General features: G+C 56.9%; 18 protein-coding genes and 1 tRNA gene. 4 read left to right on the top strand and 15 right to left on the bottom strand.

The features are described 5' to 3' along the window. Positions 1–6 precede the first annotated feature (6 nt). Positions 7–438, top strand: coding sequence for an ACT domain-containing protein (locus LBK75_08825; protein MDR1158385.1), 432 nt, complete (start codon positions 7–9; stop codon positions 436–438). Between the two features lie 124 nt (positions 439–562). Here the strand turns inward: LBK75_08825 and ruvC are convergent, their stop codons facing one another. Genes ruvC through iorA form a run of 4 tightly spaced genes read right to left on the bottom strand, consistent with a single transcriptional unit; the run spans position 563 to position 4,618 of the window. Further along, a complete protein-coding gene (gene ruvC / locus LBK75_08820) occupies positions 563–1,060 on the bottom strand; it encodes a crossover junction endodeoxyribonuclease RuvC (GenBank protein ID MDR1158384.1) in 498 nt (165 codons plus the stop codon). Next, on the bottom strand, positions 1,057–2,292 hold the full coding sequence (locus LBK75_08815) for a methionine gamma-lyase family protein (protein MDR1158383.1): 1,236 nt from the start codon (positions 2,290–2,292) through the stop codon (positions 1,057–1,059). Before LBK75_08815 ends, ruvC begins: the two co-directional genes overlap by 4 nt. Before the next feature lie 5 nt (positions 2,293–2,297). After that, positions 2,298–2,879 (bottom strand): indolepyruvate oxidoreductase subunit beta, encoded by a 582-nt coding sequence (locus tag LBK75_08810; protein MDR1158382.1) that lies wholly within the window; start codon positions 2,877–2,879, stop codon positions 2,298–2,300. Beyond that, entirely contained in the window at positions 2,876–4,618 is a 1,743-nt protein-coding gene (gene iorA / locus LBK75_08805) for an indolepyruvate ferredoxin oxidoreductase subunit alpha (protein MDR1158381.1), read from the bottom strand. The genes LBK75_08810 and iorA overlap by 4 nt, the downstream gene beginning before the upstream one ends. A 451-nt stretch (positions 4,619–5,069) precedes the next feature. On the opposite strand from iorA, the gene LBK75_08800 reads away from it, so the two are divergent. After that, positions 5,070–5,145 (top strand) — tRNA-Ala (locus LBK75_08800). 218 nt (positions 5,146–5,363) lie between these two features. Further along, entirely contained in the window at positions 5,364–5,609 is a 246-nt protein-coding gene (locus LBK75_08795) for a helix-turn-helix transcriptional regulator (protein MDR1158380.1), read from the top strand. 46 nt (positions 5,610–5,655) lie between these two features. On the opposite strand, the gene LBK75_08790 is transcribed toward LBK75_08795, so the two are convergent. Continuing rightward, positions 5,656–5,865, bottom strand: coding sequence for a helix-turn-helix domain-containing protein (locus tag LBK75_08790; protein MDR1158379.1), 210 nt, complete (start codon positions 5,863–5,865; stop codon positions 5,656–5,658). A gap of 169 nt (positions 5,866–6,034) precedes the next feature. Here LBK75_08790 and LBK75_08785 point away from each other — a divergent pair, with 169 nt between their 5' ends. Continuing rightward, positions 6,035–6,169, top strand: coding sequence for a protein phosphatase (locus tag LBK75_08785; GenBank protein MDR1158378.1), 135 nt, complete (start codon positions 6,035–6,037; stop codon positions 6,167–6,169). A gap of 282 nt (positions 6,170–6,451) precedes the next feature. On the opposite strand, the gene LBK75_08780 is transcribed toward LBK75_08785, so the two are convergent. The 10 genes from LBK75_08780 to LBK75_08735 all read right to left on the bottom strand — a co-directional run bounded on the left by LBK75_08780 (position 6,452) and on the right by LBK75_08735 (position 12,370). Next, entirely contained in the window at positions 6,452–6,787 is a 336-nt protein-coding gene (locus tag LBK75_08780) for a hypothetical protein (GenBank protein ID MDR1158377.1), read from the bottom strand. Next, positions 6,784–7,056 (bottom strand): hypothetical protein, encoded by a 273-nt coding sequence (locus LBK75_08775; GenBank protein ID MDR1158376.1) that lies wholly within the window; start codon positions 7,054–7,056, stop codon positions 6,784–6,786. The genes LBK75_08780 and LBK75_08775 overlap by 4 nt, the downstream gene beginning before the upstream one ends. An 11-nt stretch (positions 7,057–7,067) precedes the next feature. Beyond that, positions 7,068–7,817 (bottom strand): peptidoglycan recognition protein family protein, encoded by a 750-nt coding sequence (locus LBK75_08770; protein ID MDR1158375.1) that lies wholly within the window; start codon positions 7,815–7,817, stop codon positions 7,068–7,070. Positions 7,818–7,835: 18 nt separating this feature from the next. Further along, positions 7,836–8,204, bottom strand: a complete 369-nt coding sequence (locus LBK75_08765) for a hypothetical protein (GenBank protein MDR1158374.1) — start codon at positions 8,202–8,204, stop codon at positions 7,836–7,838. Positions 8,205–8,274: 70 nt separating this feature from the next. Next, positions 8,275–9,354 (bottom strand): RNA-directed DNA polymerase, encoded by a 1,080-nt coding sequence (locus LBK75_08760; protein MDR1158373.1) that lies wholly within the window; start codon positions 9,352–9,354, stop codon positions 8,275–8,277. 318 nt (positions 9,355–9,672) lie between these two features. Further along, complete coding sequence (avd, locus tag LBK75_08755) at positions 9,673–10,023, bottom strand: diversity-generating retroelement protein Avd (GenBank protein ID MDR1158372.1); 351 nt, start codon at positions 10,021–10,023, stop codon at positions 9,673–9,675. A 146-nt stretch (positions 10,024–10,169) separates the two neighbouring features. Beyond that, the gene (locus LBK75_08750) at positions 10,170–11,255 is read right to left on the bottom strand and encodes a formylglycine-generating enzyme family protein (protein ID MDR1158371.1); all 1,086 of its coding nucleotides are present in this window, start codon (positions 11,253–11,255) and stop codon (positions 10,170–10,172) included. Positions 11,256–11,268: 13 nt separating this feature from the next. Beyond that, positions 11,269–11,589 (bottom strand): hypothetical protein, encoded by a 321-nt coding sequence (locus tag LBK75_08745; protein ID MDR1158370.1) that lies wholly within the window; start codon positions 11,587–11,589, stop codon positions 11,269–11,271. After that, on the bottom strand, positions 11,586–12,062 hold the full coding sequence (locus tag LBK75_08740) for a hypothetical protein (GenBank protein MDR1158369.1): 477 nt from the start codon (positions 12,060–12,062) through the stop codon (positions 11,586–11,588). The genes LBK75_08745 and LBK75_08740 overlap by 4 nt, the downstream gene beginning before the upstream one ends. A gap of 2 nt (positions 12,063–12,064) precedes the next feature. Next, complete coding sequence (locus LBK75_08735; protein ID MDR1158368.1) at positions 12,065–12,370, bottom strand: hypothetical protein; 306 nt, start codon at positions 12,368–12,370, stop codon at positions 12,065–12,067. Between the last annotated feature and the right edge of the window lie 7 nt (positions 12,371–12,377).

Here is a 12,377-nt window from a genome sequence, read left to right as displayed (position 1 = left end):
AGACAGATGGCAATCGATCAGATTTCCATTTTTGTGGAAAACAGCCCCGGACGGCTGGCGGAGGTGACGCAGACACTGGGCGCCGCCGGCATTGACCTGCGCGCCATGTCCATCGCCGACACAATGGATTTCGGCATCTTGCGACTCATCGTCAGCGAACCGGCGCGGGCGCTGGATGTACTCAAAGCCGCGCAGTGCGTCGTCTCGGTGACGCCTGTGCTCGCGGTGTCCGTCGCGGACAAACCGGGCAGTCTCGCCCAGGCGCTGAGCGTCTTGGCGGCGGAGGGGATCAGCGTCGAGTACGCGTACGCCTTCATCGCGAGGCAACAGGGCAACGCCTACGTGATTTTCCGCGTGGAAGACAACGAACGCGCCCAAACAATACTGTTAAAAAACGGAATTCAAGTCGTCCAAAACGACGAGCTCTACTCGCTGTGACGGACTGAATCCCGTGTGGATCCCGACATCGCCAAAACCCCAAAATGCCCACAACATCTTGTGGTTTCTACAAGATGTTGTGGGCATTTTGTAAGGGTTTCAGGCCGCGCAGCAGCCGATGACATCACCCCGGCGGCACGCGCCCCAACAGCGAGGCGGCCGTGCCGGCGTGGCAGATGGCGACGGCTAGGGCGTCGGCGGCGTCGTCCGGTCTGGGCACGGACGAAAGCCCCAACAGCTGCCGGGTCATCTCCATCACCTGACGCTTGTCGGCGGCGCCGTAACCCACCACCGCCTGTTTTACCTGCATGGGCTTGTACTCGGCCACCGAGAGCCCGGACCGGGCGACAGCGGCCAAGATCACGCCGCGACCGTGGGCCACCGCCAACCCGGTGGTCACATTTTTGCTGAAAAACAATTCCTCCACGGCCACGGCCTCCGGGTGAAAGGCAGACAGCAGCGCCTCCACATCCTCCGCGATCGAGAGCAGCCGCCGCGGCAGCGGCACGCCGGCCGGCGTCGTCACCACACCGTGGCGCAGATGCCGCAGCCGTCCCCGCTCCGCCTCGATCAAACCGAATCCCACGGTGGCAAGGCCCGGATCTATGCCCAAAATGATCACGTCGTCCCCTCCAACAGCGCCGCGGCGGCGGTCAGCACACCCGCTCGGCCCGCCTCATAGGTGAGGCCCCCCTGGAGATAGGCGTCGAAGGGCGGCCGCATGGGCGCGTCACACGAGAGTTCGAGGGACGCCCCCTGCACAAAGGTCCCCGCCGCCATGACGACCGGGCAGCCATATCCGGGCATCGCCCACGGCTCCGGCACGGCGAAGCTGTCCACCGGCGCGCCGGCCTGAATGCCCCGGCAGAAACGCAGCAGCGGCTCCGGAGCCCCGAAGCGAATCATTTGAATGATGTCGCCGCGCGGTGCGCAGGGCCCCGGGTCGGCCTCACAGCCGAGTTTCTCCATCAGCGCGGCACAAAACGCGGCGGTCATCAACGCCTGCGACACCGCATGCGGCGCCTGAAACAAGCCCTGAAAGAGCGCGCGATTCTGTCCCAGCGTCGCGCCGCAGGCCCGGCCGATGCCGGGCGCCGTCAGCCTGGCGGCCGCCCGCTCGACCAACCCGCGCCGGCCCGCCACATAGCCGCCGGTGAGCGCCAACCCGCCGCCGGGATTTTTGATCAACGAGCCGGCTACAAGATCGGCGCCTACGGCGCAGGGCTCCCGCGTCTCGATAAATTCCCCATAACAATTGTCGACGACGACAGCCGCCGTCGGGTTTTCCTCCTTTACCAGGCGTACAAGCGTTTCTACGTCCGCGATCGACAGCGCGCGCCTGGCCTCGTATCCGCGCGAGCGCTGGACCAGCACGGCGCGCACCGCCGGGTCCTGCACGGCCTGTTTGAGCGCGTCCCGGTCGGGCGTGCCCTCCGATGTCAGCGCCACGCTGCAAAAACCGACGCCATAGTCGCGCAGCGACCCCATGCCTGTCCCGTGCAGTCCAATGACGCCGTGCAGCGTGTCGTAGGGCAGCCCCGTGGCTGACACCAGCACGTCGCCCGGACGCAACGCGGCGAAGAGCGCGCAGGCGATGGCGTGAGTGCCGCTGACAAACTGGATGCGCACCAACGCATCTTCGGCGCCCATCAGGTCGGCGTAGACGGCGTCCAGCACGGCGCGCCCGGCGTCGTCATAGCCATACCCTGTCGTACCGCCAAAATGTCCGTCGGACACGCGGTGGGCGGCCAGTACGGCCAGCACACGGCGCGTATTCTCGTGCGCCGTGCGCGCAAAGGCCGCAAAACGGGCGGAGATCTCAGCCTCGGCCTCGGCGGCCAACATTGGGAGCATCTCGCTCAACCCTCCGCCTCCAGAGCGGCCCGCCCCAAGGCAAAAGCCTGCCGGTTGATCTCCAGGAACCTCGGTTTCACTGCGACCCTGAGCGCATCGTCCCACACCTCGGGCGCAAAGCCAACAAGCCGTGAGGCGGCGCCGAGCAACACCACATTGGACACGCGGGTGTCGCTAAGTCCGACCGCTATGTCGTGCGCCTGCACCACATATGTCTGCAATCCACACCCGCACACCGCATCCGCGATGTTCTCCGGGTATGCGGTCTGCCCGGTGATAACCGGCATCGGCAGGATGATCTGCGTGCTCATGACCACGGCGCCGCCGGGGCGCACGTGACTCATCCAGCGCAACGCCTCAAGCTGCTCCAGCGCGATAAGCAGCTCGGTCTCGCCCTCCGGAATAAGCGGGGAAGCTACCTTGTCCCCGGCGCGCACATAGGTGATGACGCTGCCGCCGCGCTGGCTCATGCCATGCACCTCGCTGACTTTGACGTCCATCCCCACGGACAGATAGACGGCGCCCAAAATCCGGCTGGCCAGCAGGGATCCCTGTCCGCCGACACCGGCAATCAAAAGATTCTTCATGCTTTCTGTTCCCCCTCCGGATGTATCGCGCCGAACCGGCACAGGCGGGCGCAGAGTCCGCAGCCGACGCAGAGCGAACGGTCGATGGTCATGACCCGTCCATCGGTGCGGATGGCCGGGCATCCGATGTTCATGCAGGCCCGGCAACCCCGGCAGTTCGGCCCATCGATGGCCAGCGGCGTCTCTCTCTTGACATACGGCAGCAGCACGCAGGGCCGACGGGCCACGATGACCGAGGGCTCCGGCGCCGCCAGTTCCTCTCGCAGAGCCGCCTCCATCTCCGCCAGATCGTGGGGATCCAGCACGCGTACGCGCCCCACGCCCACGGCACGGCACAGCGCCTCGATGTCTAGCTTATGCGTCGGCACGCCCTGCAACGTGAGACCGGTGGCCGGGTTCTGCTGGTGACCCGTCATACCGGTGATCGCGTTGTCCAAAATCAACACCGTGCCGTGACTCTTGTTGTAGACCATGTTGATGAGCCCCGTGATGCCGGAGTGGAAGAACGTCGAGTCCCCGATGACCGCCACCGTCTGCCCGGCCATCTCCGGTCTGACCTGGACGAAACCGTGCAGGGAGGACACCGACGCGCCCATACAGATACAAAGGTCGATCGCGGAAAGCGGCGGCGACGCGCCCAGCGTGTAACAGCCGATGTCCCCGGTGACCGTGAGTTTCATCTTATGGAGCACATGGAAGAGCCCTCTGTGCGGGCAGCCGGGGCACAGCACCGGAGGACGGCCGGGTATGGCCGCCGGTGTCTGCGCGGGCGCCTCCGTCCCCAATATGACGGCGCGCACCTGCTCGGCCGTGTATTCTCCCAGCGGGGAAAACAACGCTTTCCCCTGCACAGCGAGACCCAGCTTGCGGCAGTGCGTCTCGATGAAATCGTCGAGTTCCTCGATGACGAAGAGTGTATCCACCTCGGCGGCAAATGCGCGCAGACTCGCCTCGGGCAGGGGCCAGATCATCCCCAATTTAAAATAAGAGGCTTTCTCTCCCAGCGCTTCACGGGCGGTCTGATAGGCGATGCCGGCCGCGACCACGCCGATTCGTTTGTCATGCCGCTCCACGGTGTTGAAGGCACTTGTCTCGGCCACCTCGGTCAGCGCCGTCAGCCGTGTCTCGACCGCGGCATGCCGCACGCGGGCGGCGGCGGGCACCATGACGTACTTGCCCGCATCCTTCTGATACGGCCGCCTCTCTCTCTCCTGCCGTTCGGACGGCGTCACCCTGCTTTGTGAGTGAGAAACGCGGGTAGAGAGCCGCAGCAGCACCGGCGTATCATGCGCCTCCGAGAGGTCAAAAGCCCGCCGGGCAAAGTCCAGGCACTCGGCCGAGTCGGAGGGCTCCAACATCGGCAGCTTCGCGGCGCGGGCGTAATGACGGCTGTCCTGCTCGTTTTGCGACGAGTGCATCCCCTGATCGTCGGCCACCGCGACAACCAGTCCGGCGGACACACCGGTATAAGCGGCTGTGAAGATAGGGTCGGCCGCGACGTTGAGGCCCACATGCTTCATGCCGGAGAAGGCGCGCGCGCCGGCGACACTGGCCCCAACGGCTGCTTCGACCGCCACCTTCTCATTCGGCGCCCACTCGGCGTAAACTTCCGGATATTCCGAAACGTACTCGGTGATCTCGGTACTCGGCGTACCAGGATAACTGGACACAAACCGGCATCCAGCCTCCCAGAGTCCGCGCGCCACCGCCTGATTGCCCAACATCATTGTCTCCGCCATATCATCAATCCTAACCCCATCGCGGCCCCACACCCGCACACGGCGGGGGCCGCCCAAATTTCTGTCTCCCAGCCGGGCCTGGCGCAGGAGAAGCCCCACGGCCACCGGACCGCGGAAAATATATCTTTCAGTATACCGCATTTAGCCCCCCTTTGCAAATCTTTTCGCCGATATTTCCTCTTGTTGTTATCGATTTTTACCAATCAAGAGAGCTCAGAGCACAAAATTTACCCACAACATGTCTCCCACCGGTCCCCGGTCCTCGTCGGGGCGTGTTCGCGCCTCTGGATGTTTCCATATTTTTACATTTTCTTGGTTTGAGGCGCCTGCAAAATTTCTGCGATTGCATCTTTACAAAACAAAAAAATCTGCTATACTTAGGAAGGTGTCCTTCGTGGCCAGCTCGCGCGTCTGTGCCTTTGGTCCTGCCCAGCGTCGGACCCGCGTCCATGGGGGTGTAGCTCAGTTGGGAGAGCGTACGGTTCGCATCCGTAAGGTCAGGGGTTCGAATCCCCTCATCTCCACCAAAAGCGCGCCAGGCGAACACGGGAGCGGCCTTTTACATGGTCGGTAACGTGTTCATTTTGGTTTGTCCTTTCATCGGGCAGAAATAACAACAGCCTCTGTCTGGGGATTTATCCCCTATCAGTGGCTGTTGTTATTTTATAACGTTACTTGAGATAATTTACCATACTCCAACATGGTTCTACAATGTTTGCTAGAATCTGACGAAAGGAGTATGGCTATGATTAAAATTTTATTGTCCACCCGGCTTGGCGAGCGGAGGTGGACGCAAGCAGATCTGGCGCGCAAGACTGGTATCAGGCCGTCCACCATCAATGAGCTATATCATGAAATTGCCGAGCGAGTCAATCTTGAACACCTCGACCTGATCTGTGGCGTGCTGGACTGTGACATCTCGGATCTGCTGGTCCGGGATGAGAGCCGTCCGACAATACCACGGGCCAAATGGAAAGGCCGTGGCACATAGGCAGCAAGCCGTACTCTCTAAGCGCCTGGACGAAAGCCCGGGCGCTTTATATTTCTGTCCCATCCGGGAAGCGGAAGCGGCAGATAAATTCAGCGCCCAACGCATCGGCGACATTCGACAGGTCTTCTGGAGTCAGTTTTCCGCGTTGAAGCCTCTGGTTAAATGCGGACGCGCTCACGCCGAGACGACGTGCTAATTCTGCCTCGCTGATGCCGGCGCAGGCCAATGCCATCTTGATTTTCTTCTTGACATCCACCTTATCACCTCCCCCACAATAGCATACATTTTTTCACACATGTTGTCAATGAGTACGTGAAAAATATTTTCAAAAATATTTATATTATGCTTGACAACGTTTACACTTTCGTGTATACTGTACTTGTAAGGACGAGGAGGCATCCTCGGTATCGAAAGGAGTGAGGTGAATGGGCATCACGGATGGCGAGCTGGTCGAACGGTTAGCCCGCGAGGCCGAGCGGCTGAAAATTCTCGAAATCCTTCGCAAGTGCGAAAGCATAGCGGAAGCGGTTGAGAGGATAGAAGCCCTCAACAAAAAGTAAAAGGTTCGCGGCCCCACTTCCAACAGCAGACCGCGAACCAAGTCCCGAAGGGTGGGGGAACCTTACATCCCCCGCCCTTCAAGATTAACACAAAGCCTGAAAATTATCAAGGAGGACGTGAAAATGATTGACTTTGCGGCTTTCAAAAGAGATTTTGGATGGAAGTACAAGGCGCATGACATGGCTTTGGAGAGACGGCAGTCTGCATCAGGTTTACGCATAGAAGCACAAAAAGGCCTCCTCAATCCTATGCGGGATTTGAGGAGGCCTTTTGTGTTTATCTTACTTTGTCGCAGTGTCGATCAGTCGCGGATTCTTCCGCCAAGCCTCTTTCGCCTTCTCCAGCGTGGCGTCGATAATTTCTTCAAGGCGTTTCTCGCTTAAAAATATTTTGATGATCATCGGGATATGTGGATATATGCGCTGTATAACTTCGGTGAGTTTCAGAGCACCTGTGCCTGAGCCATACTCGCGCTCCGCCCACGTCACCAGGCCAAACAGCAGTTTGTCAATCAGCCCCCACTGTTTTCTCACGACAATGGCAGCGACGGCAATGAGGGCAACCAAGACAACAAGCATGCTGTCCCAGTTTTCCACTAAAAAGATAAGCAAGTTCACGGTTGTTCATCCTCCTCATTTTCGGCCTTATTCTTTGTGATATCACTTCCCAGTACCTGGCGTACTACGATCAAGAGCAACTCTCCGCCCCACACGGCGAGAAGAGCAGCGATCTCCCCTGCGCCCAGAACCGCATCGAGTCTCTGATATTCAGAGATGACAGACATTGTGATGTATGCACACATCACAAGACATAGCACGATGAGCGCGTCCACAAAGAGCTGTGTTCGTCTTTTTGTTTTGCTCGCCGGCAGTGATTTCTTGATCATATACCGGCCCCTCACTTATGCGTTGCGACATAGTCCGCAACTTTCACCAGAAGATCTGCGATGTACGGGCTTTTGCCCGCCTTCTGAGCCTCCCGCCAGTGTGCTGCATTCGATATGATTTTGGCTTTTACAAGCGCGTCAAGTGCCTGCTCGATAGGTGATGTGGTGGGTTTGCTTGGCGTGGTCATCGCCGCTTTGACGTCGGCGCGGAAGGTGTCCATGCTCTTGCCATGCTTCACAAACCATATTTTCGGGTCTCCGTGGTTAGACGCGACTCCGCACGCATAACCCTCGTAGTGGCCGATGATTACGCCGTCAGCGGTTGGATTTAGGCTATAAGTCTTACAGAGATATGCGCAGAGCTCAATCGCCTCTTTGTAGACTGCGGCAAAGTAGGCCGCATCAGTCAATCCGTCCTCACAGATCTCAAATCCAATATGCGTATCATTGACACTTCCCTTCGCGCCCTTCCCGCCGTGCCATCCGCGCATATCCCACGGCAGCGTTTGATATGTCGCCACAGTACCATTCGCAAGCTTGCCTATAAAGGCGTGCACACAGACCTGCCGCCCGTCCGGGGTCGGCTGGTTCCAGTGGTTCCCGTTCGTATTGACGCCCAGCCGGCCGTCGTCCGGGCCGACATATCGTTTCAAATTGGGATTGTTCGCCCCGGTGCTGTGTACCACGAGCCCCTTGATCGCAATTTTCTTCCCTGCTTTGTAACAGTCGTTTTTCGTGAGAATCAGCGTTTGGATATTCATTGTGATCTCCTTTCGCTCTTAGCCTACAACTTTTCTACTGCTCAAATAATCAATGATGCCCTTCTTCGCCTCTGAGAGTTGCCCCTTGTGGTTGCTGTCTGCGCCGTGCTCAAGAAGCGCGATGACGGCCCGACATAATGCCTCATTGCCTTTTTGGAGATCAGTTATTCGCTGATAATCCTTGTCGAGCTTTTCGCCGACAGCCTTGATCGACTCCGACAGATTTTCAACTTCCACGCTGATTTCTGGCAATTCCTTTGCTGCCGCGTCGCTATTGCGCTTTGTTGTGACTATTGGCATAGCAAGCGAGTACAAGACCTTCGCCGCATTATAGAGCAGCACCACAGCGCCTGCGACTGCGGCTATTGTCTGCCATGTCAATTCCACTTTCTTCCCTCCTTGCGACTGCCCACAAAAAAAACAGCCCTGCTTGCGCAAGGCCGCTTTGCGGCTTTGGTCACTGAGATCTCCGGATGAGGACAAAGCCCTCAAGTATTTTGTCGCGCAAGGCATTGCAGTTGCAATGCTTCATAAGGCCAAGGTAGCCGGCTATCACACTTCGCGCATACTCCAAGGTGAGTTCGCCGGTAGCGTAATGGTCCATGATGTATTTGAGGTGGTGCTTCATCTTCAAGGTCGTGCTCCGGCGGAGCTCAATTTTCCCGGGCCAGATCCGTCGACCAACAAATTCGACTCCGGCGTCATAAGGCATAACCGCCGTTTTCTTATTGAGTTGTAGCCCGAGATTTTCCCGAAGGTACTCGTCCATCGCATTGAGCGCATCCCATACTTGATATTTGGATGGGGCCACAAGAATCATATCGTCCATATAGCGTATATAAAATGGCACACGGATTACACGTTTCATATAGTGGTCGAGCGGTGTCAGCACCACGTTGGCTGTCATTTGCGAGATCAACGAGCCAACTTGCATACCGATGCCCATAATACGCTCGGCTTCGGTGACATCAGCACAATCAGCAGGCAACCCCATAGGCCGCCCGTCAGCCCGAATCGCTGTTTCTAAAAACCACATCATGTCCGGATCGTCAAGCGGTCGACCCAAGGCCTGAAGTTGCACGTCGATAGGAAGGCGAAAGAAGAATTTTGCTATATCGGCCTTTCCGATCCACCACTGTCTAGATTTATGCCCCACGAGCCGCATCCAGGATTGAAGCTGAGCCGCCGCCCGTATAGGGCCGCGATGCCTTATGCTGCCATAACTGTGCTCATAGAATGAGCGGGAATAAATCGGCCACAAAACATTGTAAGCGCCGCAGTTAATAACACGATCTTCAAATGGCAGCGCGACGATGATCCGCGGCTTCGGGAAATATTCATAAAATTCATGCATTCGACCAACGGTGTACTCTTTCCAACGCAGTCGATTCACAGCATCAATGAGATTTTCCTCAAGGTTGGCGAAATAGGTCAGCACTTCATTCTTGTACCGCTTATTTCTGCGGGCAAGAAGATATCCGTCGTACAAATTGTCGAACGTTGCAAAACGTTCAAAAATATGCCGGTGCTTCTCCATTTCGCCGTATCTCCCTCAAGGGCCACGCTTTACAGCGCCGGATGTAATTGCGTCGGAGTGGCGGCGGTATACGTGGCTGCTTATTTTTCTCCCCGCCTCATCGGGCGAGTTGAGGAAACAGGCCCCTTTATCACCTCTGTACTGAAGGCAAACCCTTGAGTTTGCAATATCTGACGTGGAGGCAAAGCGGAGCGGAAGCCGATGTTCGTGCCGACGTTCGTGCGCGGATTGTTGCCGTTCAGAGCGAAGACCCCGGCATTGGCCGAGGAGTTCCAGTTGCCACCGGAGTAGAAAGACCGCAGTGACCTGTTCCCTATGTCATGTAGGCTTTTGGCTGTTGACGGATTTCAGCCACCCACCTAACATTTTGCCGATTTCGACTACCTTTTCAGACCATATTTCATATTTTTTCATAGGAAGGAATCCGAGATTTTTGGAGAGTCGTAAGTATGCTTTTAACTTCGCTACTTCGACATCAAACTCTTGCAGAGTAGTCTTCTTGTAGTACTTCTTCTGCGCCTCTATGGCCCGCTCAAGTATTGTGTCCATGCTGTGCTTCATATCGGTGGCAAGCGCAAACTTTTCCGCCTTGGGGTACTGGGAGAGTGCGCCGTAACCATACTCCATCATGTCGAAGATCTTTTGGAGGATTTTTAGCTCTTCAGCCACATTATAGTCACCCCATTTCCGTTTTCTTCTAGTCCATCTTACATGGCAATGTCATAGAAGACACCATTTTGTGAGAAAATAACAGAATGTGTTATCTGGAAATTTTACGTCGACGGCTCCGCTATCGCGGAGCCGTCAGAACGCAGTTACGCAGGTGGCAGTACGACAAAAGCGGAGCGGAAGCCGATGTGCGCGCCGACGTCCGTGCGCGGACTGCCGCCGCTCAGAGCGAAGACCCCGGCATTGGCCGAGGAGGTCCAGCCGCCACCGGAGTAGAAAGACCGCTCTGCGGCGCCGTTGTTCGCGTAGATGCAGTCACCCTCATAGGCGCCAGACGTCGAATCGTACTTAACGAGCCCAAGCAGCTGGAGCATCAGGAGTGCATCGGCACCGATCGCATTGCTGTCGTAGGCGGTGCTTTCAAGTGTATAGGTGCGCGATTCGTCAACCTTACTGCCGAGTGTGCCCGCGACCCACTTCCACGACGGGCTCACATAGTCGAGTTTTATGCTCCCTGCGGTTGTGCCAGAGCCATCTGGTATCAGATAGCTGCCGTCCGAGCCCTTGATTGCTCTCCATTCCGTGCTGGCGGCAAGCTGGGAATGGGCGTTGTCCGCAGCGTTGTTGTTTGCGAGTATCTGCAACTCTCCGTAAACAAGGCGAATGCCGCCACTCCACTCCCACACGTTTCCGTTGAGATCCCAGATGCCAGACGGGCTTTTGTCATGGCTCCACGTCAGCGGGCCGGTACCGGTTGCAACGCGAGCCGTTCTTTCGGCATCGTAAGATGTCGGAATCGCTTTGTAGTTGGACTCGCGGCTATCTTTGCCATAGTTGTTATTTCCGTATGGGAGAAAGCCGTTCTTCTTGCACCAGAGCGCGATCATTGCAATCTCGGCGCGAGTCATGAGATGCCAACCGACGCCCTTTGCGTTACAATAGTTGTTGGCAGTATCGAAATTAATGCTTGCCTGCGGATCTTGGCCCGGAAGAGAATAGGCACGGCCGTTCTTGGCGATGTTTTGATACTTGGAAATCCAAATCGCATCTACCTCTGTGCCATTAATGATGAATGCCGGATGCGTCGCTGTGGATGAACCGATTCCAAGTTGAGCGTATGTCTGCTTCGGGATTTTGACCATGACAGAGGGCATGCCCTTGTCGTCATACAGAATTTCATTGCCGGGACAGACGGCCGCGAGCGCAAGAGCTGAAAGATCAAAGTTCGGCATTTTTTACACCCTCCTATTCAACAGACCAAAGAGTCAATGTGACGGCATCTATGTCCAGCGGGACAGGCACCAAGTGCGCGACGGCCTCGCCGTCCGATCCCTCGGTGGTCTCGGCATACTGTCGCTTCGGTATGTCGATTTGGGCAAGATAGGCGCACCCAACAGCAACGCCGGTAACAAGTTCCTTATCTACGTCATGGTAGATGTCGATGTGAACGGGCCAATCCTGCTCACGTTTTGCCAGGTTGATCGAAAGATCATCGTCGAAGGTGATCTTCGTACCGCTGATTGAACAAGGGATTTTCTTGCCGGTATTTCTCTCAATTACAATCACTTTAGATATCCTCCCATTACAGTATATTCCACGGTTGCAGATGCGCCGGAACCTGTGAACGCGACCTTGAAGCCGTTGCGGAGTCGATCGGAAACCTCGATTTCTCCCACATTGCCCCTGAAGGCCGTCACCCTGGTAAGCACAATGTAAGAGTCACTACCATTGACGCCCGACAGGCTTATGGTCTTTTGGCTGTTGTTGAAAGGAAAAATTTCGGTGTTCGTCAGTGTGATCCGGCCTATTTCGATCGCCCATGTGTTCTGCCGAACAGCATTGCTCAAGAGCTGCACGGCGGCATGGGCATCTATAACGCCGGCCTCGATGTTGTTGAAGTGCGCCTGATCCTGTGATGTGCCTTGCTGCATTACGGTGCCGGCAGGCGTGATAGTAGCCGTCCCGTCGCCATTGTCCGTAATCTTGAAGCAATTCGCTGGCAGTGTCACGTGATCTAACCAGCTCGTCCAGTTATACATGATTATCCCGCCTCTTCTGTGATGGTAAAGTCGAACCAGAATAAGATGCCCGTCTGTCCTGTCGAAATCATAATGTTCACATCCTGATGCGCCCACAGGCTGCTCTCGCTGTTGAGCAGCTCAACTCTGTTGACTGTAACTGTGCCACCCGGGATGATGGAAAGTTGTGCCCGGACGGTGCCGTTGGAGAGAATCGTAATGTCGGTCAGGTCGGTCGAGTAATAAGCAGAGCCAACGCGGTATCTTGCGCGGGTAATCCGGCGTTTAAGGTATCCGCGCAGATCTATGAATGCCGCGGCGTCGAGCATGTCAAAT

Source organism: Oscillospiraceae bacterium, from assembly GCA_031265355.1.
Taxonomy (GTDB): domain Bacteria; phylum Bacillota; class Clostridia; order Oscillospirales; family UBA929; genus JAIRTA01.
This window is presented reverse-complemented; position numbering and strand designations above follow the sequence as displayed.

Coding starts and splice junctions, on each gene's coding strand:
- LBK75_08825 (MDR1158385.1), top strand. CDS start 7: ATGGCAATCGATCAGATTTCCATTTTTGTGGAAAACAGCCCCGGACGG.
- LBK75_08815 (MDR1158383.1), bottom strand. CDS start 2,292: ATGCTCCCAATGTTGGCCGCCGAGGCCGAGGCTGAGATCTCCGCCCGT.
- LBK75_08810 (MDR1158382.1), bottom strand. CDS start 2,879: ATGAAGAATCTTTTGATTGCCGGTGTCGGCGGACAGGGATCCCTGCTG.
- iorA (MDR1158381.1), bottom strand. CDS start 4,618: ATGGCGGAGACAATGATGTTGGGCAATCAGGCGGTGGCGCGCGGACTC.
- LBK75_08795 (MDR1158380.1), top strand. CDS start 5,364: ATGATTAAAATTTTATTGTCCACCCGGCTTGGCGAGCGGAGGTGGACG.
- LBK75_08785 (MDR1158378.1), top strand. CDS start 6,035: ATGGGCATCACGGATGGCGAGCTGGTCGAACGGTTAGCCCGCGAGGCC.
- LBK75_08775 (MDR1158376.1), bottom strand. CDS start 7,056: ATGATCAAGAAATCACTGCCGGCGAGCAAAACAAAAAGACGAACACAG.
- LBK75_08770 (MDR1158375.1), bottom strand. CDS start 7,817: ATGAATATCCAAACGCTGATTCTCACGAAAAACGACTGTTACAAAGCA.
- LBK75_08760 (MDR1158373.1), bottom strand. CDS start 9,354: ATGGAGAAGCACCGGCATATTTTTGAACGTTTTGCAACGTTCGACAAT.
- LBK75_08750 (MDR1158371.1), bottom strand. CDS start 11,255: ATGCCGAACTTTGATCTTTCAGCTCTTGCGCTCGCGGCCGTCTGTCCC.
- LBK75_08740 (MDR1158369.1), bottom strand. CDS start 12,062: ATGTATAACTGGACGAGCTGGTTAGATCACGTGACACTGCCAGCGAAT.
- LBK75_08735 (MDR1158368.1), bottom strand. CDS start 12,370: ATGCTCGACGCCGCGGCATTCATAGATCTGCGCGGATACCTTAAACGC.